Genomic DNA, 24,891 nt, shown 5'->3' with positions numbered 1-24,891 from the left:
GGGTGTGCGGAGGGCGAGGGGGATTGCGGGTGCGCTGGTCGACAGACAGGAGTGTCTGTCGTACTGCCGGAGATGCGGTGGAGGGGAAGATGTGGGGTGAAATGCGCCTGAGAGCCATCAAGCGCCGCTTCTGGCTTTCGGCATTGTGTGGACGGCGAACCTTTTTGAGCGCCCGCGACGCTGCAGACCCGAAACTTCGGCCCCGACGCAGCGGGGCCCTACCAACTCTGCTGCATGCGAGGTGTATGCAGACGCGGGTTCGATTGTGTGGGGTATGGGCGGACTGCGGTGGGATTGCGGGGGCGAAGGGGGATTGTGGGGGCGCTGGTCGACAGACAGGAGTGTCTGTCGTACTGCCGGAGATGTGGTGGAGGGTGGCAGAGGGGAGCGGGCGGCTACCTATCGCAGCTATTTGTTTCCATGATCCGTGGCGGAGGGGGCGGATGCGATGAGGACGATGTGTCTCACAAAATCAGGGCCAAAAATGGGGTCGTGAAGATCGATTTTGACGTGCATTCCAGCGCGCAGGGCCTGAGGGGAGGCATCGGGGGCTCCGTGCCAGAATCTTGCCTGGTGGGCGTAGACGAAGTGGCGAATTTGCTTCCCGTCGCTCTGCTCGAAAGTGATTGAGCGCGTGGAGTGATCGACGCTGGTGACAGTGCCTGTCATGGTGGTGCCGCTTGGCTGAATGGCGGAGGCGGTGATGGGGAAATGTGATGCGGCGAAAAGGATGAGGAATGCGAGACGAAGGTGTTTCATGAGGATGATGGTTTGAGGATGTGAGGAAGGTGTCGGTGGGCTGTTTGAGAGGCGCGCAAGGGCGGAGGTGTGCAGGGGAAGATGAAGCCTGGCGGCCGAGAGGCATGGCCGGGGCGCGATCCACCGCAGGCGGGTGGCATCGCGGGAAGAAAGGGTCAGCGCCCTGTCTTCAACACTGCAGCAGGGTCTTGCCCGCTTTGAGCTGGACTCCCGGAGACCACGCGGGGGCCTGTTCACGGGGAACCCTGCGCTCGCGCCTTGGTGGGGCGGGCTGCTTTGCCAGCACGTACTGCACGGCTGGCGCGGGGATGCTAGTGGGGACTGAGAGCATGTCGCGCTCTGTGGGACGGCCGAGATCTTCGATCGACTGGAAGGCCAGGATGTGGTCGGACTGCTGAGAAGTGGCTGCTTGAGCAAAGACCATCATCAGCGTGGTCAGGCGGCTGTGTACATGCACTGCCTGCGACGCATCCATGCCCTCATGGGAAAGCACGACCCGCACCTTGCCTTCGGAGGAGTTGCCGACTTTCACGTGGTGGCAGCGATCCAAGTTTGCGGCAAGGAGGGTTAAAGCTGGGGCAAGTCCATTCGAAGACAGCAACCAGCCCAACAGCAGCAACACATTCACCATCCGGGTCAACGGAGATGAGGTGTGTTCATTTCGTCGGGCGGTCATTGAATGAGGGAGATTAATGCAGTCAACGAGGGGTGCCAGTGTAAAAGATGTGCGGCATTTGCGCGGCGAGAAGGGAAGCTGACGGCGGAGCATGGGGAGACGGGGCTTAGACTGCGGACGTAGCTGGCAAAGAGGACGGGGGAGCTAACGGGGGCTGGGGAGGGCTTCCGGGAAATTGGTCGGACAGGGCCTATGGGGCTGATGATGGGGCGCGGCTGTCTAGGCAAGCAGATATACCACGTGCTGGTATTCAAGTGGTTGGAGCCTTGACGGTGTTCCTTCTGCGCCGGGTCAGGAAGCGTGGTGTGTTGGACGGGTTGTGACGGCAACGAAGCTGAGGGGCCTGCGGAAAGCGGTAGCTGCGCTCGTTCCTCGCTTCGCGACCGCACTCCAAATAGTGCTGCTACGCATTGGCGCGGAGCCAGGTGAAGCTGCGTTCGGCTTCGCCTTTTTGGTAGGCGATTTCGGCGTCTTTTTTGGCGGGGCCGTCGGGGGCTTTGAAGGTGTCGATTTTTTTGCCGCGTTTGGCCATGTCGAGCCAGGCTTTGAACATGGGGGTGTCGCGGTGATTTGGGAAGATGTTCCAGAACTCGTCTTTCTTCCAGGAGAAGGGGCGGGCGAAGCCGGAGATGGTTTCGACCTGGAGGGGGACGCCGGGGGCGAGCTCGGCGAAGCGTTTGGCGTAGGCTTTGTAATCGACAAGGCCTTCGCCGACGGCGGTCCATTGGACGACGGCGCCGTTTTCGTCCTCCCAGAGCATGCTGTCGCGGACGCTGCTGCAGATGGTGAGGGGGCCGAGGGCTTCGAGGTGGAGGAGGGGTTCTTCGAGGGCCCAGACGGCGTTGCCGGGGTCGATGTTGGCGCCGACATAGCCTTTGCCGGCGGCTTCAATGAGGGCTTTGAGTTCGTGGGACTGCATGTCGCCGGCGTGATTTTCGACGGCAATTTTGATGCCTTCGCCTTCGGCTTTGGACTGGCAGGCTTTGATGGTTTTGACGATGGATTCGATGTGCTTCTGGATGCCGCCGTCGCTGCTGCGGTCTTTTTGATCGCCGAGGTAGCAGCGTGCGACGGGGGAGCCGAGGGTTTTGGCGATGCGGATGGTGAGGCTGAGATGCTCCTCAGGGGTGCCGTAGGTGTCCTTCCAGCGGTTGGCGGTTTTGCAGACGCAGCCGGTGCCGACGTAGAGTTTCAGTCCGGCGCGATCGGCCTGTTCTTTGAGGCTTTTGAGGTAGGCTTCTTCGAAGTTTTCGAACACATGGAGTTCGGAGATGAACATGGTGTCGAGCTTCAAGGAGGCGGCGTAGTCGATGAACTGCGCGGCTTTCCAGCCGGTGGCGCGGACGGCGAAGTGATCGAGGCCGAGGGCGAGTTTGGAGCCGGTGGCAGCCTGGGAGAGGGAGGCGGCAGCGGTGGCGGCGAGGGATTGCGCGAGGAAGGAGCGGCGGTTCATGCGGCGCATGCTAGCGGAGGCGTGGGGGCTGTCGATGGGGAATCGTGGAGGGAGTATGGGGAATGCCAGGCAGGGGCGGGGCCTTCGACGAGGAGGGGGATTGACGATTGATGAACCATCGATTTTTGATTGTCGAGGTTCAGAACTCCGAGGCATGAACGCTGGGGAGGCGTGTCACTCCATGGGTGAGGACGAATTAAAGGGGAACCGGAAGTGGAGCAGCGAGGTGCTATGGGGCTCGACTCGAAGAGGTGCGGCGGAGCGGATGGATCGAGGACGAGTAGGAGAACGAGGACGAGGACGATTTTAGGAGGCGGTGGTGTCAGCGGATGATCAACTTAACGGCGCCCTGGCCCTGGCGGTCGTCGGCGGAGGAGACGAGGATTTGGGCGAGGTGGTGGCCGGTGCGCCAGGGGGCGCCGTTGATGGGCTTGACCTGGAGGAGGTAGGCGCCGGTGCCGACATTGCGGAAGGAGGTGATGTTGTTGCTGAAGGGGGCCTGCTGGCCGGGGACTTCGAAGTACTCCATCAGGGTGAAGTGATCTTTGGTGAGATCGGTGACGGGCCAGCCGCTGCTGCTGACGAGCACGAGGATATTGGCGGGATGGGAGTTGCCATTGGCGGCGGCACCGGCGGAGGCCTGGGCGGCGATGGTCAGGGCCACGGCACCGCCTGCGCCTGTTTTCATGACCAGCTTGGAAGCGGGTGCGGGGGATGGGGCTGCGGGCTTCGGTTCGGGTGCTTCAAAGACGGGTTTGAAGACTGGAGCGGGCTCCGCTTTTTTGACGGGGGCTGCCGGCGCTGGCGCTGGCTTGTCGGCGGCCTTGGGTTTCACCACTTCTGCTTTCTTTTTGGCCGGGGCTGCTTTCTTCATCGGTACAGGCTTCTTTTTTGCCACGACCGGCTTTTTGGATGCGGCAGGCTTTTTAGCAGGTGCCTTCTTGGGAGCAGGTTTTTTAGCCATAGTGGTGCGTGGGTCAGAATTGTTTCAATTTCCGCGAGGCTAGCAATACCGCCGCCCCTCTGTCGAGATTCCTCTTGGGACGGAGATGTAAATATTAAGGCGTCGAAAAAAGTATGAGGTGGTTTTCAAGTGGGGCGGGTGAAGGCTGTTGTTGAGACACAACGATCCACTGGCCATTTCCATTTGAGGGTATCTCTAAAACCTCTAGTTGATCGAATGAACAGTATTATCATCATTCTATAAGAAGATGAAAATTCTGAAAATAGACGATTGCCAAGAATACGGTCTGTCGATTATAAGGACTGGTTAGAATTTTAGGTTTACGATTTTTCTGTCACGTTTCGAACAATCGACAGCATTGCCCTTCCGCTTCTTTGATGAACGCGCTCTCAACAACAGGTTTCCCTTTGTCGCGACTCTTCCCTCGGCCCGTCCGACGGGAGCGGTCGTTCGTGAGGGAATGGTTTGCTGGGATTTCCAGACTGATTGAATTTACTCAAGTGGGCGGATGGGCCTGGTTCGGTGCCGCAGACGCCATGGATGACCTGATGCCGTGGGGACGTGGTAACTTGGTGACACGTCAGGGCGCTGGGGGAGGGGGGGATGCGCCAGAACCTACTCCATCCGAAGTTGCTGTGAGAAATTTGCCTTTTTACCATGCTCCTGTGCTGCTGGCGGAGGTGGTGGCCATGCTGCAGCCTGCCCCGGGTAAGCTTTTTTTCGATGGCACCCTCGGTGGGGGCGGACATTCCGAGGCGCTGCTCCAGCATGGAGCGCGAGTCGTGGCAATGGACCAGGATGCGAATGCGCTGAAACACGCCACGGAACGGCTGAAGCCGTATGCGGCGCAGTTTTGCGCCCTGCGCGGCAACTTCCGCAACTTCCCGCAGATCGTGGATGAGACCGGGGTCTCGGGTTTTGACGGGATGCTGGTCGATATCGGGGTTTCCAGCCATCAGCTTGATGATGCGGCACGCGGCTTTTCTTTCATGAGAGACGGCCCGCTGGACCTGCGCATGGACACGGAATCGCCACGCACGGCTGCAGACCTGGTGAACACCGAGGATGAGGCGGAACTCATGCGCATCTTCTTTGAGTATGGCGAGGAGCCCAACGCCCGACGCATTGCGCGGGCGATTGTCAAAGCGCGCACGGCGAAGCCCATCCGCACGACCTTCCAGCTGGCTGAGATTGTTTCCATCGCAGCGCCGAAGCGTGGAAAGCGCCATCCGGCAACGCTGGTGTTTCAGGCACTGCGCATCGCGGTGAATGATGAGCTGGCCGCGCTGCATGATTTTCTTGCCGCAGCACCGCGCTGGCTGAAGCCCGGCGGCAGGCTGGCTGTTATTTCCTTCCACTCGCTGGAGGACCGCATCGTCAAACAGACGCTGCAGCACCTTTCAGCGCCGTTTATTGACCGCCCTGAGTGGCCGGAAGCACGCAAAAACCCGGACTGCGTACTGAAACTTATCACGCGGAAGCCTGTGCAGGCGACGCCGCAAGAGATCGAACTGAACCCACGTGCGCGCAGCGCGGTGCTGCGCGTCGCCGAACGACTCCCCGAATGAAACCACGCCCGCGCAACCGCTACCGCAACAGCCTTGGTCTTTCCACGATCACGGCGATTTTGATTGTTGTCGCCTCGCTCGCGCTGGTGGGCCTGGGCATCGTGGTGAGCAAGAACCGGGTGCGTGCGATCGGTGAAGAGCAGCGCAAGGTGGAAGCCGAGATGCGCCTGCTGAATGCGGAGATTCTCGCTTTGAACAACCGCATTGAGACGATGCTGACACGCGACCGTGTGCAGCCGCGCCTCACCAATGCGGGGACCCTGCTGCGTCCGATCACGAAGCATGGAATTCTTCTTCTCAAACCCCTGCCTGAAGCGCCGGCGAAAGCTGCTGCAACGGCTGCGGATCCGTCTGTCGCCCAAATCATGCCCAAGGCCCCGTGAGTCAGCCCCTGCCAAATCAAATTCAGCTCCGCCGTGATCGTCCGGTGTGCCGCCGCATGCTGCTGCTGCTGTTTGTGCTGCTGGCGGGCTTTTCCTTGGTGACGTGGCGTCTTGCGGTCATCCAGATCAAGGAATCGCCGCGTCTGGTGGGACTGGCGGCGAGAAAATATCAGCGGCACATCGTGCTGCCTGCGCATCGTGGTGCGATCAAGGATCTGAGCGGTGAATACCTGGCACATGATGAAGATGTGCGGGAGCTGTACACGGACCGCACGCATCTGCGTGAACTGATCACAGTGAGGCATCAGCTGGCGGCGATCCGCGGTGTGAAGGCCGTGGAACTGCGTGCACAGCTGAGCGAGGCGGAAACGATTGCCGCCTACCATGAGCATGTGGCCAAGGTGCTGGCGGGCATCCTCCCGCAGTCCGAGAAGGAAATCCGCAGCCAGATTGACTCGGACAAACCGGAAGTCGTCCTCGCGAAACTGGTGGATGAAGATACGGCGAAGCAGTGGAGCAAGCTGTTCAAGGATGAGCATGTCTTCGGCATCTACACGCGGCCTACAGTGGCACGCCGTTTCCCGGCCCAGGATCGCCTGTCGCTGGTGCTGGGCGACACCGACGTCAACAACAAGGGGCGCTGGGGAGTCGAAAAGCTCATGGATGCCAAGCTCACCGGGGTTGCCGGGGAGCAGTTGATCGAGCGTGACAAGTCGGGGCACGAACTTCCTTCTTATCGCACGCAAGTCATTGAACCACAAAACGGTAGCGATACGCATCTTACCATCGACATGCAGCTGCAGGACAACGTGGAGGCGATTTGTGAGCGGGCCTGGAAGGCCAACAAAGCCCGCCGGGTGGTGATCGTCGTGACTGAGCCGTCCACGGGCACCGTGCTGGCCATGGCGGCGCGGCCGCACCGTGATCTGAGCAACCCGGATGTCAGCACCTGGACCAACCACGTCATCGCGGGTTCTTATGAGCCGGGATCCATTTTCAAGGTCGTCACCCTGGCGGCGGCGCTGGACAACCGCAAAGTCAGCCCGGGGGAGATGATCGACTGCGGCAACATGCACTTTGAAGACCCGGTGAGGAAGGTGAAACTCAGTGATGACGAACCTTTGGGGATGCAAACTGTCAAGGGGGTGCTGGTCCATTCCAGCAACATTGGCATGTACAAAATCAGCAAACGTGTTGGACAGGACATGATGCTCGACTATGCCACAAGGTTTGGATTTGGTGCTCCCACCGGAATCGGACTCGTCGGCGAAGAAGCTGGCCGCCTTAATACCGGCAAGTGGAGCAACACCACCTATTCACGCATGCCTATTGGATATGAAGTATCAGTCACCCCGCTGCAGATGTGCATGGCCTATGGAGCCATTGCCAACGGCGGCGTGCTCATGAAACCGCGGCTCATCGACCGCATCGTCAAGCCGAACGGCGACACTGAAATCATGCCGCCGCAGCCTGTCTGGCAGGTTTGCACGGCAAAGACCGCCGCCACCCTGCGCGATTTCCTCGAAGGCGTCGTCACTGAAGGCACCGGCAAGCGCGCGGCGCTGCCTGAGGTGCGCGTCGGTGGTAAGACGGGCACCACCCGCCGTTACGATCCTGAGAAGAAACGTTACATCGACGGAACCTATCTGACCTCCTTTGTGGGAATGGCCCCGATCGACAACCCCAAGCTCGTTTGCCTCGTGATGCTCGACGACCCGAAGGCCGAAAGCTCCGCGATGGTGCGTGGCGGCCGCATCGCGGCACCCATTTTTTCTGAAGTGGTGCGGGAGACGCTGGATCATCTGGCCATCCGCAACGAACGCCCCGTCAAGGTGGCAGCCAAAGGAGGCGTTCAATGATACTTCGCGACATTATTCCCTATCTCGACAAGCCGGCGGTTTCCGGCAGTCTCGACACTGACATCACCGGCTTCGCGTACGATTCGCGTCTGGTTGGTCCAGGCATCGCCTTCGTCGCCATTCGTGGCACGCATGTGGATGGTCATGCCTTCATTGGCAAGGCGATCGAACTCGGTGCGGCGGCGATCATCGCCGAACAGGCACCGGCGGATGACTGCACGGTGCCGTGGGTGCATGTGCGGCAGTCGCGCATCGCTCTTGCGCAGGCTGCTGCGACGCTGAACGGCTTTCCGGCCAAAGGTCTCACCATTGCCGGCATCACCGGTACGAATGGCAAAACCACCACGGCGTTTCTGCTGCACCACCTGTTCAATTCTGCGCAGATGCGCAGCGGACTGCTAGGCACGGTGTTTTACGATCTCGGTGACGGTGAGCACGTGCCTGCCTCCCACACCACGCCCGAATCCCTCGAAATCCAGGGTCTGCTGGCAGGCATGCGTGGCAACGGCTGCCGCGCCTGCGTCATGGAAGTGTCCTCCCACGCGCTGGATCAGGACCGCATTTATGGCCTGCCGTTTGCGGCCGCCATTTTCACGAACCTGACGCAGGACCATCTGGACTACCACGGTACGATGGAGAAGTACTTCGAGGCCAAGGTGAAGCTGTTTCAGATTACCGCTGATTCATCGAAGCGCTCGGCCTTGATCATCAACGGTGACGACTCCTGGGGACGCAAACTTGTGCAGCGTTTTGAGCACACCGGCCGCGTCGTCCGCTTCGGCTTCGGAGTCGGCTGTGAGTATCGCGCCATCAACGTCCGCTATGACATGAACGGCACGACGTTTGAGCTTGAAGCGAAAGGCCGCAGCTTTCTGGTGCGCCTGCCGCTCATTGGCGACTTCAACGTTTACAATGCACTCGGCGCGCTCGCAGCGGCCCAGGGCGTCGGCTTGAACCTGCGTGAAGCCATCAAGAGCCTGCAAAACGCACCGCAGGTGCCGGGGCGCATGGAACGAGTGTCCGAAAATTCACGCTTCAATGTCTTCGTTGATTATGCGCATACGCCGGACGGTCTGGAGAACGCCCTGCGCACCGCGCGCGCGCTGCGTCCGCGCCGTCTGATCACGGTGTTTGGCTGCGGAGGAGACCGGGACCGCTCCAAGCGTGCGAAGATGGCCGCCGCTGCAGAAGCCGGCAGCGACATCTGCGTGCTCACCTCCGACAATCCGCGCACCGAAGATCCGCAGCAGATTTTGGACGACGCCAAGGCCGGCTTCGCCCGTCCGCAAAAGCATGCCATCATCATGGACCGCCGTGAGGCCATCCAGACGGCGATGAAGAATGCGTGGGACGGCGATCTGGTGCTGATTGCAGGCAAGGGGCACGAGGACTATCAGGACATTCAGGGTAAAAAGCATCCATTCGATGATCGCAAAATCGCCCGCTACTTCCTTCACCAACTCAAAGCTGAACGTGCTGCCGAGCGCGAAGAAAAAGAGGCTGAACGCGAGGCCATGCGTGGCGGGTTTGACCGACCCGATCGTCCTGGCCCTGACCGACCTGACAGATTCAATCGATGATTCCCATTTCACTCCAGACGCTTGCCCAATTTGCCGCAGGGACCCTGCGTGGTGATGGTGCGCGTCTGGTGACGAATGTGAACACCGATTCGCGGAAAATCACCGCCGGCGAGGTGTTCGTGGCGCTGGTGGGCGACAAGTTTGATGCGCATGATTTCATTCCGCAGGTGGCTGCGGCTGGTGCGGCGGCCGTGGTGGTCAGCAAAGTCAAACCGGCCTGGGGCACGCTGCCGTGCGCGGTGATCGAGGTGGGTGACACCCTGCTGGCCTTGCAGGACATGGCGCGTTCGTATCGCGATCATCATGCGCCGTTGATCATCGGCCTGACAGGCAGCAACGGCAAAACTTCGACCAAGGACCTAACGGCCGTGATCATGGCGCGCAAATGCCAGACGCGTGCGACCTTTGGCAATCTGAACAATCACATCGGCCTGCCGCTGACGCTGCTTTCGCTGAGTGAAGGCGACCAGTGCTGCGTGACTGAGATGGGCATGAACCATCCGGGTGAAATCAAAGTGCTCACCGACATCGCCAAGCCGGATGCGGGGATCATCACGAACGTCGGCATGGCCCACATCGAATTCATGGGAACGCAGGACGCGATCGCCTGGGAAAAGGGCACGCTGGCAGCGAATGTGCGTGCCGGTGGCGTGGTGGTGCTGAATGCGAATGACAAGTACAGCGAGGTCATCGCGCGTCACTGCCAGGGCAGTGTCTCGATGGCGGGTGTGGGATGCGGCGATGTGGCGGCCACCCATCTGCGCGCGGATGCGACCGGCACGACCTTCACGCTCGACTTTGGCGGTGAGAAGGTGGAAACGCGTCTGCCGATTCTCGGCGAGCACATGGTGGGCAATGCCGCGCTGGCCGCCTGCATGGGCTGGAGGCAGGGCATTGCGCCTGCGGACATCGCGGATGCATTGAACCAGGCGAAGCTCACCGGCGGGCGTGTGGAGCCGAAGGTGGTGAATGGCATCCAGTTCATTGATGATTCCTACAATGCGAACCCAGACAGCATGATCGCCGGGCTGCGCACGCTGAGCACGCTGGGTTCTTTTGGCAGCCGCCGTGTGGCGGTGCTGGGCCGCATGGGTGAGCTGGGGCCGATAGCGGAAGCGGAACATCGCCGAGTGGGCGAGTTTGCCGGTTCGCTCAAGCTGGACGCCGTGTTCAGCGTGGGCGGCAACGAAGCCGCATGGATCACCGAAGCCTCGAAAGCGGTGCCCTCCGAACATTTTTCCGATCAAGCCTCTTGTGCCGCACGTCTGCGTGAGTGGTTGCGCGAAGGAGACGTGGTGCTGCTGAAAGGCAGCCGCTCCGCGCGCATGGAACAGGTCCTCACGCATTTTTCCGCCTCATGATGTACTGGCTTTACGAACTCAGGGAATGGCTCTTCGCTCATCAATGGATCAGCGATGACGCCGCTCTGTACAAGATTCTCAATCTCTTCAAGTACCACACGTTCCGTGCCGGTGGCGCTGCAGTCACGGCGTTTGCGCTTTCGCTGATGTATGGGGACCGCCTGATCCGGAAATTGATCTCGTTGAAGATGGGCCAGCCAATCCGCACCGCGGAGGAAGTGCACAAGCTGCATGAACTGCACGGCAAGAAGGCGGGGACGCCGACGATGGGCGGCCTGCTCATTCTCTCGGCGATTGTGATTTCGACGCTGATGTGGGCGAAGTGGGACAACATCATGGTGTGGACAGTGCTGTTCACCACCATTGGTCTCGGCGCCCTGGGCTTCCGGGATGACTACCTCAAGATCAGCAAGAAGAACTCCAAGGGCGTCAGCGCCCGGACCAAGCTCATCTGGCAGACCTCGGTGGCGGTGGTGGCGGGGCTGCTGTTTGCCTATGCGGTGCCGGGAGACAACGGCATCACGCTGCGCGCGCTTTACATTCCGTTTGTGAAGGATGCGGTGATTCCGGACATGCACCTTTTTGCCGTGGCATTTTTTGCCGTCATCATCGTTGGGGCTTCGAATGCGGTGAACCTCACGGACGGCCTGGACGGGCTAGCCACCGGGTGCTCTATCACCACCTCGCTGGCGTATGCCGCGTTTGGCTACATCTGCGGCAACGCGAAGTATTCTGAATACCTCGGCGTGGCGCACAACAGCCTGGCCAATGAACTGCCCATCGTGGCGATGGCGATGGCGGGCGCCTGCCTCGGCTTCCTTTGGTTCAATGCGCATCCGGCCAAGATGTTCATGGGAGACACGGGTTCGCTGGCGTTGGGCGGCTGCATTGCGGCGCTGGCCATCGGGTGCAAGCAGGAGATCGTGCTGGCCCTCGTGGGCGGCGTGTTTGTGATGGAGGCGATGAGCGTCATTCTGCAGGTCTGGAGCTTCAAGAAGCGCGGCAAGCGCATCTTCCGCATGGCTCCGATTCATCATCATTTTGAACTGGGCGGCTGGCATGAGAACCAGGTCATTGTGCGCTTTTGGGTGCTCTCGCTTCTCTTCGCCATGCTCGGTCTTGCCACGCTCAAGCTTCGATAATTTTCATGCGCTTCGCCTCACAACATTTTGCCATTCTCGGTGCTGGACGCAGCGGCCTCGGAGCCGCCCGTCTGGCGCGTCTGCATGGCGCAGAGGTGACGATTTTTGACGAGGGAGACAAGGCGAAGCAGGTCGAGGATTTCCGCTGCGTGCTCGGCCAGGCGGCGCGTGATCTTGTGGTCAAGCCCGGTGAGTTTCAGCAGGTGATCATCAGCCCCGGGCTGGATGAGCACTGGCCTTTGCCGAAAAAGTTCACGGATGCAGGCGTGCCGCTGGTGGGTGAAACGGAGTTTGCCTTTCACCTGACCGACATGCCGCTGGTGGCGATCACCGGCACGAACGGCAAGAGCACCTGCACGGAGCTGATTGCGGCGTTGTTCAACGGCTGTGGCATGAAATCGCTGCCCTGCGGCAATCATGGGGTGTCCTTGAGTGAAGTCGTCGCCAGCGGCGTACGTTACGATGTGCTCGCGCTTGAGATCAGCAGCTTCCAGCTTGAGACGATCCGTGACTTCCGTGCAAAGGCCAGCCTGTGGCTCAACTTTGCACCGGATCATCTGGATCGTTATCCGAACATGGAGGCATACTTTGCCGCGAAGGCGCGTGTGTTTGAAAACGTCACGGCGGACGATGTGGCCATCGTACGCGCGGGTGAGAGTGTGTCGTCCGGCGCAGCGCAGCGCTGGACCTTCTCCGCCTATGGCGAGGAGGCGGGCTACACCTACAGTGCCGGAAGCTTTTATCATCTGGGCGAGGAGATCGGCAGCGCCAGCGGATTGAAACTGCGTGGCAAACACAACATGGAGAACGTGCTGGCCGCGCTGATGACCGGACGCGTGTTTGGGCTGGAGTACGCCAGCATGCTGAAGGCGATGGAGAGCTATGAGCCGCCAAGGCACCGCTGCGAACTGGTGCGCACACTTCACGACCGTGAATACATCAATGACTCCAAGGCGACCAACCTGCATGCGCTGGAAGCCTGCCTGCGTTCGCAGGAGCGCCCGATCGTGCTGATTGCCGGCGGCAAAGACAAGGAACTGGACTACACGCCGCTGCGCGCGGAGCTGAACGGCCAGGTGCGTGCGATGGTGCTCATCGGCGAGATCGCCGAGCAGCTGAAGCAAACCTTTGGCGATCTGCTGCCCTGCCAGTGCGCCACCGACATGGCGGACGCGGTGCGTCTGGCCACGGAAGTTTCTCAGGCGGGGGATGCGATCATCCTCAGCCCCGGCACCTCCTCTTTTGACATGTACACCGGCTATGCCCAGCGCGGTGAAGTTTTTCGTGAGGCCGTGAAGGCCTTGAATTGAATTTAAAGACCCCCAATCCCGACAATCCCAGACCCCAAGGTCCTATGAAGATGAAACCCAAGCCCAAAGAAACCAAGCTGCTGCTGAACCTGATGGACGGTGAGCGGCACCGCCACCGGGTGGCGCTCGTGACGGAAGAGGGTGAATGGAACCAGCATGAGCCGAACTCAGGCATGGCGCGCATGTTTGTGGTCATGCTGCTGATCCACGTCGTCCTCATCGGCGGCATCATCATCTATGATTTCATGGGTGATGACGCGAAGCCGCAGCAGACGGTGACGCAGGCTGCACGTGCGGTGAGCACTGGCAACGGACTGCCGATGGCCTCCCCGGAAGTCGTCACTGCGCAGGCGCAGGCGGCGGCGGACACGGAGCAGTATGACAACTACGAGATGCGGTCCGGGGACTCCATCAAGTCCATCGCAGCCAAGTTTGGCTCCACGGAAGCGGAGATCACCCGGCTGAACCTGATCGACAAGGGAATCCAGATTGGCCCGGGAACGATGCTGCGCGTGCCGAAGCAGGCCGTGCCGAGCGCGATCCCCGTGAATCCGAAGACGCTGAAGCCGATGGCGATCGTGGAAGACGTGCCGAAGGCCGTCCCCGTGGTCCGCGACCAGCCCCCGGCGACGAAAGTCCCCAGCGAGGCCGTGAAGCCGTCTGAGGCACCTGCCAGTCTGTCCGCGGCCACCATGACGCCTATTTCGCTGGTGGCTCCGAACGAAGCGCCGCCTGCGACGGTCTCGCTCGTGGCACAAGCAGACACACCGGCCACGGCATCTGCACCGCCTGCCAGTGCTGCCGTAGCGCTGCCACCGCCTACCAAGCCGAATGTTGTTTCACTGCTGCAGGAAAACGCACCGAAGGTGGAAGCTGTGAGGCCGCGGGACCGGGATCGTGATGAACCCAAGCCCGTGGCGAAAGCAGAAGCCAAGCCGCTGGTGAAGCCAAACCCCGTGCCGCCGCCGACGCAGATGCTGAAAAAGATCGCCGAGGCACCTCCGGCAACGAAGAAGGCCGAGCCGACCAAAAAAGTGGCGGCTGACGCTCCGCCCAAAACGGCGGCCAAGGCATCCTCTGGCCGCACGCACACGCTCAAGTCCGGCGAGACGCTGTACCGCCTGTCCACGAAGTATGGTGTCTCGGTGGCCGCGATTCAGAAGGCGAACAACATCAAGAATCCCAACTCCATGCGTGACGGGATGAAGCTGGTGATCCCTGCGAAGTAAATTCTCGTTTCCGGCTTCATGGCCAAATATTCCATCCTCCTGTTCCTGCTTGCGGCGCTGTCATTGATTGCGCTGGGCATCACCATGCTGGCGAGCACGACGTTTCAGGTCGCGCATGAGGGCGGGGAAGATTACGTGACCCTGTGGCGGCAGCTTGGCTGGCTGGGGGCTGCGACGGTGGTGTGCGTGATCATGGCCGTGGTGGATTACAACGTGTGGATGCGCTGGCGCTGGCATATTCTGATCGCTGCTGCGGTGCTGCTGGCGCTGTGCTACGTGCCGATGATCGGGGTGAAAATCAATGGATCGAGGCGCTGGATCGGGCTGCAGGCCCTGGGCGTGGGCGGGTTTCGTGTGCAGCCGTCTGAATTTGCGAAGATCGCGCTGATCATCGCCCTGGCCGGGTGGTTTGGGATGCACCAGGAGCTGACGCGTACATTTTGGCGTGGTTTTGTGCTGCCGGGTTTGATCCTGGTGGGCATCGTGGCCTTGATCGGTTGTGAATTTGACCTTGGCAGTGCTTTGCTGGCTTCGGCGGTGGGTCTTGGCGTGATGTTTGTGGCGGGCACCAAGATGCGCTATCTGGCGATCATCGTCGTGCTCTGCGGTGGCGGACTCGCGGCGGGGGTCAAGTTTCTGCCGAACCGGTTTGAGCGAATCATGGTCACCTTTGACCTCGAAAACCACAAGGAGGACCTGGGTTTGCAGCAGTGGGTGTCCAAGCTGGCGTTTGGGTCCGGCGGGCTGGAAGGGCGCGGCCTGGGAGAGGGGCGCATGAAGCTCTCCTACCTGCCTGAGGCACATACGGATTTTATTTTCCCGATGGTGGGGGAGGAGCTGGGACTGCGGGGGACGGCGGCCGTGGTGCTGGCTTTTGCGGTGCTGGTGATGGCAGGAATGGTCGTTTCTGCGTACGCGCCGAACCGGTTTGGCAAGCTTTTAGGTGCCGGACTGACATTTTTGCTGGGAATGGAAGCGCTCTTGAACATGGGGGTAACCACTGCTTTGCTGCCGAACAAGGGATTGCCGCTGCCATTCGTAAGTTACGGAGGGTCCAGTCTCGTCGCCGCGATGGTCGCGGTCGGCATCCTGATCAACATTCACCGCCAGGGCGTTCATCTGACCTGGGATCAGCTTCCCGTGATCCGCAGAAAGCGCCGCTGGACTCCACAGCTTTAGCCTTTTGAATCTTAGTGAAACAAAAAAATTCGAAGTCCATCCACGTGCTTATCGCGTGTGGTGGCACCGGGGGGCATTTGTTCCCTGGGATAGCCGTTGGTGAGGTGCTTGCCTCCCGAGGTCACGACGTGACTTTGCTGATCAGCGAAAAGAAGATCGACACCCTGGCCGCCTCGGGGCACCCGGAGCTGCGGTTTGAGAAGATGCCGTTTCTGGCGATGCCGAAACCGTGGTCGCCGAAGATGTTCGGCTTCCTCAAGGGACTCTGGAAGGGGACGAAGGCCTGCCGGAAGATCATCCGCGACCACGATGTGGATGTGGTGCTGGGCATGGGCGGGTTCACATCCTTTGCCCCGTTGTATGCCGGACGCAAAGAGGGCTGCCATACGCTGATTCACGAAAGCAACGCCATCCCCGGAAAGGCGAACCGACTCAACGCACGCTACAGCGACATCGTGCTGTGCGGCCTCGAAGCCTGCAAGGAGCACTTCCCGAAGCATGGGGATGTGCGCGTGGTGGGCACGCCGATCCGCAGCAGCATGCGCAAGGCGAACAGCGACGACCCGCGTGCCTTCTTCAAGCTGGACAAGGACCGGCGCACGCTGCTTGTCATGGGCGGCAGCCAGGGCGCGCGCGGAGTGAACCGTGCCGTGGGCATGGCGCTGGAAGAGTTTGAGAGAATGGGCATCCAGGTGCTGCACATCGCCGGACCGACCGATTACGAAGAGGTGAGGGACGTTTACGCCAAGATTCCGATGCTCAAGCAGCACGTGGCGGCCTTCTGCCATCGCATGGATCTGGCCTATCGCGCGGCGGATCTGGCGATTGCGCGATCGGGCGCTTCATCCATGTCAGAGCTGGCCTACTTTGGTGTGCCCAGCCTGCTGGTGCCGTATCCGCATGCCGCGGAGGATCACCAGACCCGCAATGCGGAGATTTTTGACAAGGCGGGGGCAGCCAGACTGATACGTGAGAGTGAGTTGAACGCCGACACTTTGGCTGATGCCGTGCGCAGCATCATCAATGACCCGCGCAAGGCGGGTGAGATGAAGAAGGCGGCGCTGAAGCTTGCGGTGAAGAATTCGGCCGAGAAGATCGCGGATCTGCTGGTGAAGACGGCGGCGGGGTGAGGGGCTGACGGTTATTTGGTCACGGCGGCGCTCCACTCATCGAGCTTTTGTTTCAGCAGTTCTTTGGACGGCAGGTAGAGGTTGTACTCCTTGGCGTGGATGTTCGCGCCTTGGGGGAGGGTAAGTTCGATGACCGTCTTTTTGGCGGACTTGCAGAGGAGGAGGCCGATGGTGGGGTTTTCATCGGGGAGCTTCACCTCGCGGTCGTAGTAGTTTACGTACATCTGCATCTGGCCGAGGTCTTGATGCGTGAGCTTGTCGAGCTTGAGGTCGATGATGACGTAGCAGCGGAGGAGGCGGTTGTAGAAGACGAGATCGACGAAATAGTGGTCTTCATCGAAGGTGAAGCGTTTCTGGCGGGCCTCGAAGAGGAAGCCTTTGCCGAGTTCGAGAAGGAAGTGTTCGAGGCGGTCGATGATGGCCTGTTCCAGATCGTTCTCGGAGTAGCTGGCTTTGTCATCGAGGCCGAGGAATTCGAGGACGAGCGGCTCCTTCAGCAAGTCTTCAGGCCGGACGATGAGCTGGCCTTCGCGGGCGAGCTTGCGGATGCCTTCCTTGTCGCGGCTGAGGGCGAGGCGTTCGTAAAGGCAGGAGGCTTTCTGGCGCTTGAGTTCGGGGACGGACCAGCCGGCGTTGGTGGCCTCGATTTCGTAGAAGCTGCGTTCGTCGGGGTCTTTGACGGTGAGGAGGATTTGGTAGTGGGTCCAACTCAGGGTGAAGGGAGATTTCCGAATGGGCTGTTCGGAAATTGATGTTACTGCCAATTTTCCAATAGGCTGCTGGCAAATCCTGGCTGGCACCGATTTTTCAGCTGATTGCTTCGAAATCTCGGATTCGATCAATTTTCCAATAGGCTGTTGGAAAATCTGAACCCGCTCTGACCACATGAGATAAAAAGCCCTCATTGCAGCTAAATTGCTCTTGGAAAAGCCACGCCCAAACTCCTCCGACAACCGCGCGGAAAGCTCTTTGAGCAACTCCGCGCCATACGCGGCACGCTTCGCGCCTTTTTGCTCGTGTTCGACGATGCGGCGGCCGATTTCGAAGTTGGTCATCACCTGGAAGGTGTCCACGATGGTGGACACGCCGCGGCGGGCGCTCTGGATGAGCTGCCGGACTTCGGTGAGGAGAGGGGTGAGGCTGGCTGGCTTCGCCTGGGCCGGGGCGCTGGTTTTGCGATTGGCGGACGGCTTTTTCATGAGGCGGAGGAGGTGGACTCTGGCGAGGTGTCGCAGCTGGCTAATTTTGTCAAATCATGGGCGTTGGTGGTTTCAGGGATGATCCGTGTTTGAAACAGAGGGCGGAATCGTTATGTATCCTCCCCCCTCAAACCCCAACCTGACCCTTTATGAATCTGACACGAACAGCCTACGGCACCTGGAGCGGCGGACGCTTCATGCACTACGGAGAACAGCTCTCCGAGGAGCATTACATGCAGCTCATGCGCGATTCATTTGAGAAAGGCGTGCGCACGTTTGTCACGGCAGATGTGTATGGCGTGGGCCGTGCGGATGCATTGCTGGGCGAGGCGTTGAAGGGCATCCCGCGTGAGGAATACTGCCTCGTGGGCATCGTGGGTCATGACATTTATGAGGGCATCCGGCAGGGGTCGCGTGGCTACCCGCGTTTCACGGATCCGACGCTGCGCGGGCCGGAGAAGTATTACGACTACCTGAAGATGGCGACGGAGAAGAGCTTGGAGCGCTGCCAGACTTCGAAGTTTGACCTGCTCATGCTGCACAACCCGGACAGCATCAGCTACACGAGCGAGAAGGTGTGGGATGCGTTTACGGCGCTCAAAACGGACGGCCTGACGGACCGCCTGGGCATCGCACCTGGGCCGGCGAATGGTTTCACGCTGGACATGATCGAGTGCTTTGAGCGTTTCGGTGACCGGATGGACTGGGCGATGATCATTTTGAATCCCTTGGAGCCCTGGCCGGGCCAGCATGTGCTGGGAGCTGCAGCGAAGAACAATGTGGATATTTTGGCGCGGGTGGTGGATTACGGCGGTCTGTTTCACGATGACGTGAAGCCGGGCCACAAATTCCGTGATGGGGACCACCGTACGCACCGTCCGGGCGACTGGATTGAACATGGGATCGAGAAGCTTGAAAAAGTGCGTCCGATTGCGGAGAAGCATGGCTTGTCCATGCTGCAGCTCGCCTGTTTGTGGACCTTGGGCAACACGGCGGTGAAGAGCGTGGTGCCGACCCTGATCCAGGAGCACGGTGAAGGCGCCCGCACGATTGAGAGCAAGCTGGATGATCTTGCCGCTTTGCCGGAGCAGTGCCTGTCCACTGAGGAGATCGAAACGATCCGTCAGATCGGTGACAACACCGGCTGCATGGCGCTCAAGGGAGCCAGCCACCGCCATGAAGGCCAGGAGCCGCGTGCCGATGAATGGCCGTTGCGCCCGGATCTGCTGGACCTCGCGACGCGCTGGAGTTTGGGAACAAGCTGGTAGTACGTTTGCATGTTGGCGGTTCCGCGACGAAAGAGTCACCACAATTCATGATTGAGGCAGACTTTATCATCGTCGGAACCGGGGCAGGCGGACTGGTCTCGGCCTTGCATGCCTCCGAGCATGGCAAGGTGGTCATGATCACCAAGCGCGGTGCGCTGGACTCGAACTCGAACTGGGCGCAGGGCGGCATCGCCTGTGTGACGTCGGAGAATGACTCCATCGAGAAGCATGTGAGCGACACGCTCATCGCCGGGGCAGGCTTGTGCAAAGAGGCCGCTGTGCGCACGATCGTGAGCGAAGGGCCGGCGCGCATCGCCGATCTGGTGAAGTGGGGCGTGCATTTTGACCAGCGTGAGGCGGTGGACGGGCATCTGGAGTTTGACCTGACCCGGGAAGGCGGTCATACCGCGCGCCGTGTGCTGCATGCGGCGGATGCCACCGGACGGGAGATCACGGAGAAGCTGCTCGCAGCCGTGCGTGTCAATCCGAACATCACGATCTACGAAAACCATTACGCCATCGACATCCTGACGACGGCGAAGCTTGGCCTCGTCTCTGAGGACCGTGTGCTCGGGCTTTATGTGCTGGATGAGACCAGCGGGGAAGTACACACTTTCCGCTCGGATCGAGTGATCCTTGCCACCGGCGGGTGTGGGCGTGTGTATTTGTACACCACGAATCCCATGGTGGCGACGGGTGATGGTGTGGCCATGGCCTGGCGCGCCGGGGCTACGATTTCGGACATGGAGTTCATCCAGTTTCATCCGACCTGCCTGTACCATCCGCAGAAGCGTTCTTTCCTCATCAGCGAGGCGATGCGGGGTGAAGGGGCGCGTTTGATCGGCAAAGACGGGCAGGAGTTCATGCAGCGGTATGATCCGCGTGGCTCGCTGGCGCCACGTGACATTGTGGCGCGCGCGATCGACCATGAGATCAAGAAGACCGGCGGCCCCTGTGTCTATCTCGACATCAGTCATCGGCCGCCTGAATTCATTGCGAGCCACTTTCCGAACATTCAGAAGGCCTGTCTGGATGTCGGCATCGACATCACCAAGGAGCCGATTCCGGTGGTGCCTGCCGCTCATTATCAATGTGGTGGCGTGCTGACGGACGTGAACGGGGCCACGAGCATCCGGGGGCTCTGCGCCGTGGGCGAGGTGGGCTGCACCGGGCTGCATGGGGCGAACCGGCTGGCGAGCAATTCGCTGCTGGAGTGCTGCGTCACCGCGCAGCGCGCCGTGGCGTATTTGATCAAAAAGATCCCGCAGGGAAAAGTCGCCGAGCAGAGCTACGAACTGCGTCCCTGGCAGACCAGCGGGGTGGTGGAAAATGACGAACTCGTGGTGATCTACCACAACTGGGATGAAATCCGGCGTTTGATGTGGGATTACGTCTCCATCGTGCGCACGAACAAGCGTCTGCAGCGTGCGGCGGCGCGTCTGCGCAACCTCAAGCGGGAGGTGCAGGAGTTTTACTGGAACAACCACGTCACCAGCGAAATCTTGGAACTGCGCAACCTGGTGGAAACGGCGTCCCTCATCGTGGAATGCGCCATCCGCCGACACGAAAGCCGGGGACTGCATTACACGCTGGACTATCCGCAGACGGATGACACGCGGGCCCCGCAGGACTCCACGTTGCGCCGTTATTGAAATTATTGCTGCCGCTCCCGCTTTGGTCCGATGGCGGGCAAGTCGCTGGTTTTGAACAGCGCAGGGCCTGATCTGTCCATGATTTAGCGCGGTTGTTTGGTGGATTGAGATTCGCTTTCCCCACCTGGCAGCTGCGCCTTACATGGTGAATTACAGATTGCAGTTTACCATGGTAAGCTGCTACAATTCTCGCAATTAGGTTCCACCCCCATGCTCGCTGAACGCTCACTCAGTTCATTCGTCGTCGTCGCGTCACTCGTGGCGGCGGTGTCGGCGTTTGGTCAGGGGGCGTCCTCGGTTTCAGCCACAGGAGCTGCTGCGGCGTTGAAAAAGGCGGGGACTGCTCCGACTGCCCAAAGCAAATCCGCCGCGCCTGCGCAGACTCAATCATCGCCTCCACGCAACATTTCCGCGACGGTGCCCAGTTTCAGCTCGTCGATGCCGCATCTGGGATACGCGCGCTATCCGTGGAAGCTGGACATCGTGGCCACGGTGTTCTGGGTGGGGGAGCAGCCGACGGAAAACAATCCCACGCCCAACGACAAAAGCTCCTGGGACACGCAGTGGATGCAAAACTTCGGCGGTTATGATGATCCCGATCCGACGAAGCGGACGGACAATTACACGCCCGTAGGATTCACGCCGAAGCAGAACCCGTTTTATGTGGCGCTGCCGTACAATGACTGCATCGATTACAATTCGCACAAGCCCGAGGCCTCCCGAGTGATCCCGTGGTTCAAGCAGAAGTTTGTGCGGTCCGGCAAAACGGTGCTGAAAGGGCAGTGGATCGCGATTCGCTACGGCAACCGCGTCTGCTACGCGCAGTGGGAGGACTGCGGCCCCTTTGTGACGGATGACCATGATTACGTTTTCGGCAATGCACGCCCCAAGAACACAAGCAACCGCGGTGCGGGGATCGACATCTCGCCTGGAGTGCGTGACTACCTTGGCATCTCCAGCAGCGGGCGCTGCGACTGGCGTTTTGTGGATGTGAGTGAAGTGCCCGCCGGTCCGTGGCGGAACCTTGGCAGCAACAATCATTTCGTGACGCAGCAGAAGGTCGAAAAGGCACGTGAGCACACGGAAATTTCCTCCCGGCTGGAGGAGCTGCGCCGCATGCGTGACGCTTACTTCCAGCAGAACGGGAGCGGGGCTGCGCGGTGAGTTTTGATGCGAAGTGTTTGGGGTGATGGATGAGTGGAAACTCAGGCCATCGTGCGGGCATTGAGCGAATCCCCTCACCCTTACCTTTGACTTCGTCTATCTCCGCTTCGCTACGGTTCCCCAAAGAAGGTCTTGGGCATTGCAATATCGTCGGTGGGGAGAGGGGATTCGCTCAATGTCCTCACGATGTTATGCACCAAGAAGGTTATGAAATTATTTGAATGCGCTATGTGCGGAAGCGGTGGGCGGTGAGATGCGTGAGGGATCGGGACGATCCCTGTCCTCCGAGACTTTGAACGTCATGGGCGTTGCCCTACGCTATGGCATTTTCCGAGACTGAGTTCCGGAAGGAGTGGCATTTTTAGCCTGAGGCCATGAGAAGCGCTTTTGGAGGGCGGATGCGGAGCTGTGGCTTTCGAGTGGCCCGTGGTGTGGGTGAGCAGAACGGCTGGCGAAGGATTACCGGCTCCCGCATTCGAGCTTTTTCTGGTACGCGTGCGCCACCGAGTCCGTCGAAAGCGGTAGCTGCGTTCGTTCCTCACTTCGCAACCGCAGTCCATATTCGGAGGGACGGGCTGTCACCATATCCATCACACGCCGGCGAATGCCTGACTTATTGAGGTGGAGTTTGGAAGTCGAGCTGGCCGTTTTTGAAGAGGTAGGGGAGGGTGGCGCCGGGCTTGGTGGTGAGCTGGGTGGCGGGTTTGGCCTCGATGGTGCGGCCGGGGCCGGTCTGGGGCTGGTTGGTGCAGTCCTGCACGTAGATGGTGGCGTTGAGCGGTGATTTGGCCGGCAGCTTTTCTTCGGGGGCGCCGAAGGTGCATTTTTCAAAAACGCAGTTGCGGGTGGCGAGGGCAAAGCTTTCGGGGACACGGCAGTTGATGAAGCGGCAGTTTTGGATGCTAAGCCAGTCTTTGGTCAACTCGGTGCTGGCATCCTCCCGAAACACGATGGGGCCCAGATCGAGGTCGAGCAGGGTGCAGGAGTCGAGCTTCATGCCCACGTCGCTCACTCTCCAGCCCTGCATGAAGGAGCCGAGGAGCACGCAGTTGGTGAAGTGCCATTTGGTGCTGAAGTAGGCTGTTCCCCAAGGGCCTTCCTTGGCGAACAGGCAGTCCTGAAACAGGCTGTCGCGTGCATCGAAACTGCCACCGAGATCGGCGGTGATCTTTACATCGCGGAAATGGCCGCCGACGGCCTGCCAGGAGCCTTCACGCAGATGGAAGCGGACGTTTTCGATGCGCATGCCGGGGAGGCTGGTGACATCAGCGCGCTGCTCGTCGTAATTGGCTCCGGGGTCTTTTTTGCCGGGAGCACCGATGTCGATGCGGCGCAGGGGATGGTAGGTGCCCGCAGGAATTGTGAGTTTGCCAGTCCATTCGGCTTTGTTGAGAAACGGGTCCAGCATTGCGGGAGTGCTGGAGATCTGGTCTTCGACGGTCTGGAGATCCAGCGTTTTCACCTTGGCGGATTTGATCGTGACGGCGTGGTTCAGCGGGAAGATTTCCAGCGGGTTGTCCACTTTGGAGTAGTCGCCAAAGTGGAGGAGACGACGTTTGCCATCGACACTGATGCTCTGCATGTGCGGCATGATGCGCCACTGGATGGTGACAAAGGTGTCCTCAGGGATGCGTCCCATGCCGGGCACATGCCGGGCACCGGCGGGATCTTTGTCGATGCGGAGTTCGTCCTGATTTTTTTCCCAATTGAAGATCACCTGCCTGGCGGTGTAGGCCAGGCGCAGATCGTCCTTTTGAGTTTTCAGCACGAGGGTGAACTCCACGGGCGGCGTGAACTTTTCCGCAGAAATGAAGCGGTCGTTTTTTTGCAGCACCATCTCCTTGCCTGCGGGCAGGAGTTCCTTGGCCTCACTGAGCAGCGCGGCCCGTTCGCGGGAGAGACTGGCGATCCGTTCATCGGCGAGTTTGGCGTCATCCAACTTTGCGGCCTGGGTCCATTCCGCCTGCACGGCCTTCAGTACTTCCTCGTACTTCAAGAAGAGGGTGATGATGCCGTTGTTAAGGGTGGTCTCGATGGGACGCAGGCTGGTGCGGTAGGTGGAGCGCAGCGTTTTCAGCGGCGCAGGGAGATTTGGAGCATCCTCTGCAGGCAGCGGGCTGTGGCTTTTGATGAGCTGCTGTTCCTCACGCAGGGCAAGCGCTTCGGGCAGGCGCGCAGCGGCTGTCTCGGCTGACAGCGCACGATCCAAAGCGGCGAGGTATTTGGTGTTCAAGTCGTCCAGCGCGGTGCGGTGAACTGCCAGCACGTCACGCTCCAGCGCGGCACGGAAGCTGGCATCCAGTTCGCGCAGGCGTTTCGCGCCAGCGCTTTCGACCACGGGTTGTGGCGGAGGGACGGGCGCGGGGGCGGGCGCTTTTGATGGTGCGGCATCCCATTCGAGAATGAAGGCGCGTCCGGCAGTGACACCGCCCAAGCCCCACTCCGCTTTGGTATTGGATGTTGCGGTGATTTTCAGAACGAAGTTTTTTTCCGGCTCAGATGAGGCGGTCGTGGTATTCTCCCAGCGGGTGAATTCAAAAGGTTCTCCCGTGACCCACTGCCAGACTCCCGTTTTGCGCAGGCCGCCGATGGTGGCCATGGATTGCGGAACCTGTTTCAAAAAGGGAGGCAGCACGCGGTTCATCCAGTTCTGCTCAGCCTGACTGTTGATCGTGGCCAGATGGGCGCCGAGGCTTTGCGCATGCTTTTGGGCGTCGAGCTGGTTCATCCGTTCGTCCACGATCTGATAGTGGTGCCCGTTGTAACTCAGCACAGGAAGCTTGGACAGCGGGCTGCCCTTGGGGGCATTGGGATCGGTGCGCACGACGACCGGTGCGGGGGCCGTCGCGTTCGGTGACGTCTGATTGGATGGTGGTCGAGGAGGTTCCTGTTTGGCGGGCTCGACCTGGGCGACTTCGGGTGCAGGTGGAGACGGAGGCGGCTCACCACGCCGCAAGAGAAGTACTGCGGCCACGCCGATGACGATGAGGGCGGCGGCGATCATGCCCCATGGGG

At 60.2% G+C, this 24,891-nt stretch carries 19 protein-coding genes; 13 read left to right on the top strand and 6 right to left on the bottom strand.

Features of this window, described 5'->3' with window-relative positions; translation table 11 throughout:
• Positions 1-408 precede the first annotated feature (408 nt).
• The 4 genes from WAW39_RS17465 to WAW39_RS17450 form a co-directional block, all read right to left on the bottom strand.
• The gene (locus WAW39_RS17465) at positions 409-759 is read right to left on the bottom strand and encodes a hypothetical protein (protein WP_422320469.1); all 351 of its coding nucleotides are present in this window, start codon (positions 757-759) and stop codon (positions 409-411) included.
• A gap of 169 nt (positions 760-928) precedes the next feature.
• Positions 929-1,291: a hypothetical protein gene (locus tag WAW39_RS17460; RefSeq protein WP_422320468.1), complete on the bottom strand. Its 363-nt coding sequence runs from the start codon at positions 1,289-1,291 to the stop codon at positions 929-931.
• A 547-nt stretch (positions 1,292-1,838) separates the two neighbouring features.
• On the bottom strand, positions 1,839-2,888 hold the full coding sequence (locus WAW39_RS17455) for a sugar phosphate isomerase/epimerase family protein (protein WP_422320467.1): 1,050 nt from the start codon (positions 2,886-2,888) through the stop codon (positions 1,839-1,841).
• A gap of 322 nt (positions 2,889-3,210) precedes the next feature.
• A complete protein-coding gene (locus tag WAW39_RS17450; RefSeq protein ID WP_422320466.1) occupies positions 3,211-3,852 on the bottom strand; it encodes a hypothetical protein in 642 nt (213 codons plus the stop codon).
• A 635-nt stretch (positions 3,853-4,487) separates the two neighbouring features.
• Between WAW39_RS17450 and rsmH the strand changes: the two genes are divergently transcribed.
• The 10 genes from rsmH to murG are packed head-to-tail and all read left to right on the top strand — an operon-like array spanning position 4,488 to position 16,593.
• A complete protein-coding gene (rsmH, locus tag WAW39_RS17445; RefSeq protein ID WP_422320465.1) occupies positions 4,488-5,420 on the top strand; it encodes a 16S rRNA (cytosine(1402)-N(4))-methyltransferase RsmH in 933 nt (310 codons plus the stop codon).
• Positions 5,417-5,803 (top strand): hypothetical protein, encoded by a 387-nt coding sequence (locus WAW39_RS17440; RefSeq protein ID WP_422320464.1) that lies wholly within the window; start codon positions 5,417-5,419, stop codon positions 5,801-5,803. The genes rsmH and WAW39_RS17440 overlap by 4 nt, the downstream gene beginning before the upstream one ends.
• Positions 5,800-7,662 carry a peptidoglycan D,D-transpeptidase FtsI family protein gene (locus WAW39_RS17435; RefSeq protein WP_422320463.1) on the top strand — a complete coding sequence of 621 codons (1,863 nt, stop codon included), beginning with the start codon at positions 5,800-5,802 and terminating at the stop codon, positions 7,660-7,662. Before WAW39_RS17440 ends, WAW39_RS17435 begins: the two co-directional genes overlap by 4 nt.
• Positions 7,659-9,242, top strand: a complete 1,584-nt coding sequence (locus WAW39_RS17430) for a UDP-N-acetylmuramoyl-L-alanyl-D-glutamate--2,6-diaminopimelate ligase (protein ID WP_422320462.1) — start codon at positions 7,659-7,661, stop codon at positions 9,240-9,242. Before WAW39_RS17435 ends, WAW39_RS17430 begins: the two co-directional genes overlap by 4 nt.
• Positions 9,239-10,603, top strand: a complete 1,365-nt coding sequence (locus WAW39_RS17425; protein ID WP_422320461.1) for a UDP-N-acetylmuramoyl-tripeptide--D-alanyl-D-alanine ligase — start codon at positions 9,239-9,241, stop codon at positions 10,601-10,603. The genes WAW39_RS17430 and WAW39_RS17425 overlap by 4 nt, the downstream gene beginning before the upstream one ends.
• Positions 10,600-11,745 (top strand): phospho-N-acetylmuramoyl-pentapeptide-transferase, encoded by a 1,146-nt coding sequence (gene mraY, locus WAW39_RS17420; protein ID WP_422320460.1) that lies wholly within the window; start codon positions 10,600-10,602, stop codon positions 11,743-11,745. The genes WAW39_RS17425 and mraY overlap by 4 nt, the downstream gene beginning before the upstream one ends.
• 5 nt (positions 11,746-11,750) lie before the next feature.
• Positions 11,751-13,055 (top strand): UDP-N-acetylmuramoyl-L-alanine--D-glutamate ligase, encoded by a 1,305-nt coding sequence (gene murD / locus WAW39_RS17415; protein WP_422320459.1) that lies wholly within the window; start codon positions 11,751-11,753, stop codon positions 13,053-13,055.
• A 44-nt stretch (positions 13,056-13,099) separates the two neighbouring features.
• Entirely contained in the window at positions 13,100-14,284 is a 1,185-nt protein-coding gene (locus WAW39_RS17410) for a LysM peptidoglycan-binding domain-containing protein (RefSeq protein WP_422320458.1), read from the top strand.
• An 18-nt stretch (positions 14,285-14,302) separates the two neighbouring features.
• Positions 14,303-15,463 (top strand): FtsW/RodA/SpoVE family cell cycle protein, encoded by a 1,161-nt coding sequence (locus WAW39_RS17405; RefSeq protein WP_422320457.1) that lies wholly within the window; start codon positions 14,303-14,305, stop codon positions 15,461-15,463.
• Between the two features lie 14 nt (positions 15,464-15,477).
• Positions 15,478-16,593 carry an undecaprenyldiphospho-muramoylpentapeptide beta-N-acetylglucosaminyltransferase gene (gene murG, locus WAW39_RS17400; RefSeq protein ID WP_422320456.1) on the top strand — a complete coding sequence of 372 codons (1,116 nt, stop codon included), beginning with the start codon at positions 15,478-15,480 and terminating at the stop codon, positions 16,591-16,593.
• Positions 16,594-16,604: 11 nt separating this feature from the next.
• Here the strand turns inward: murG and WAW39_RS17395 are convergent, their stop codons facing one another.
• Positions 16,605-17,792 (bottom strand): PDDEXK nuclease domain-containing protein, encoded by a 1,188-nt coding sequence (locus tag WAW39_RS17395; RefSeq protein ID WP_422320455.1) that lies wholly within the window; start codon positions 17,790-17,792, stop codon positions 16,605-16,607.
• Positions 17,793-17,941: 149 nt separating this feature from the next.
• On the opposite strand from WAW39_RS17395, the gene WAW39_RS17390 reads away from it, so the two are divergent.
• The 3 genes from WAW39_RS17390 to WAW39_RS17380 all read left to right on the top strand — a co-directional run bounded on the left by WAW39_RS17390 (position 17,942) and on the right by WAW39_RS17380 (position 21,876).
• Positions 17,942-19,060, top strand: a complete 1,119-nt coding sequence (locus tag WAW39_RS17390; protein ID WP_422320454.1) for an aldo/keto reductase — start codon at positions 17,942-17,944, stop codon at positions 19,058-19,060.
• Positions 19,061-19,107: 47 nt separating this feature from the next.
• Positions 19,108-20,712 carry an L-aspartate oxidase gene (gene nadB / locus WAW39_RS17385; RefSeq protein ID WP_422320453.1) on the top strand — a complete coding sequence of 535 codons (1,605 nt, stop codon included), beginning with the start codon at positions 19,108-19,110 and terminating at the stop codon, positions 20,710-20,712.
• A gap of 210 nt (positions 20,713-20,922) precedes the next feature.
• Positions 20,923-21,876: a hypothetical protein gene (locus WAW39_RS17380; RefSeq protein ID WP_422320452.1), complete on the top strand. Its 954-nt coding sequence runs from the start codon at positions 20,923-20,925 to the stop codon at positions 21,874-21,876.
• Positions 21,877-22,489: 613 nt separating this feature from the next.
• On the opposite strand, the gene WAW39_RS17375 is transcribed toward WAW39_RS17380, so the two are convergent.
• Positions 22,490-24,891 (bottom strand): lectin-like protein (locus WAW39_RS17375; RefSeq protein WP_422320451.1); only part of this gene is annotated, 2,402 nt, incomplete at its 5' end.

Origin of the sequence: Prosthecobacter sp. (genome assembly GCF_049294395.1) — a bacterium.
GTDB lineage: Bacteria > Verrucomicrobiota > Verrucomicrobiia > Verrucomicrobiales > Verrucomicrobiaceae > Prosthecobacter.
Note: the sequence above shows the minus strand (reverse complement) of the source record. Positions and strands in the feature narration are given on the sequence as shown.

Excerpts from the sequence above, each read along its gene's own strand:
- WAW39_RS17465 (WP_422320469.1), bottom strand. The coding sequence starts at position 759 with ATGAAACACCTTCGTCTCGCATTCCTCATCCTTTTCGCCGCATCACAT.
- WAW39_RS17455 (WP_422320467.1), bottom strand. The coding sequence starts at position 2,888 with ATGAACCGCCGCTCCTTCCTCGCGCAATCCCTCGCCGCCACCGCTGCC.
- WAW39_RS17450 (WP_422320466.1), bottom strand. The coding sequence starts at position 3,852 with ATGGCTAAAAAACCTGCTCCCAAGAAGGCACCTGCTAAAAAGCCTGCC.
- WAW39_RS17440 (WP_422320464.1), top strand. The coding sequence starts at position 5,417 with ATGAAACCACGCCCGCGCAACCGCTACCGCAACAGCCTTGGTCTTTCC.
- WAW39_RS17430 (WP_422320462.1), top strand. The coding sequence starts at position 7,659 with ATGATACTTCGCGACATTATTCCCTATCTCGACAAGCCGGCGGTTTCC.
- WAW39_RS17425 (WP_422320461.1), top strand. The coding sequence starts at position 9,239 with ATGATTCCCATTTCACTCCAGACGCTTGCCCAATTTGCCGCAGGGACC.
- mraY (WP_422320460.1), top strand. The coding sequence starts at position 10,600 with ATGATGTACTGGCTTTACGAACTCAGGGAATGGCTCTTCGCTCATCAA.
- murD (WP_422320459.1), top strand. The coding sequence starts at position 11,751 with ATGCGCTTCGCCTCACAACATTTTGCCATTCTCGGTGCTGGACGCAGC.
- WAW39_RS17410 (WP_422320458.1), top strand. The coding sequence starts at position 13,100 with ATGAAGATGAAACCCAAGCCCAAAGAAACCAAGCTGCTGCTGAACCTG.
- WAW39_RS17405 (WP_422320457.1), top strand. The coding sequence starts at position 14,303 with ATGGCCAAATATTCCATCCTCCTGTTCCTGCTTGCGGCGCTGTCATTG.
- WAW39_RS17395 (WP_422320455.1), bottom strand. The coding sequence starts at position 17,792 with ATGAAAAAGCCGTCCGCCAATCGCAAAACCAGCGCCCCGGCCCAGGCG.
- WAW39_RS17390 (WP_422320454.1), top strand. The coding sequence starts at position 17,942 with ATGAATCTGACACGAACAGCCTACGGCACCTGGAGCGGCGGACGCTTC.
- nadB (WP_422320453.1), top strand. The coding sequence starts at position 19,108 with ATGATTGAGGCAGACTTTATCATCGTCGGAACCGGGGCAGGCGGACTG.
- WAW39_RS17380 (WP_422320452.1), top strand. The coding sequence starts at position 20,923 with ATGCTCGCTGAACGCTCACTCAGTTCATTCGTCGTCGTCGCGTCACTC.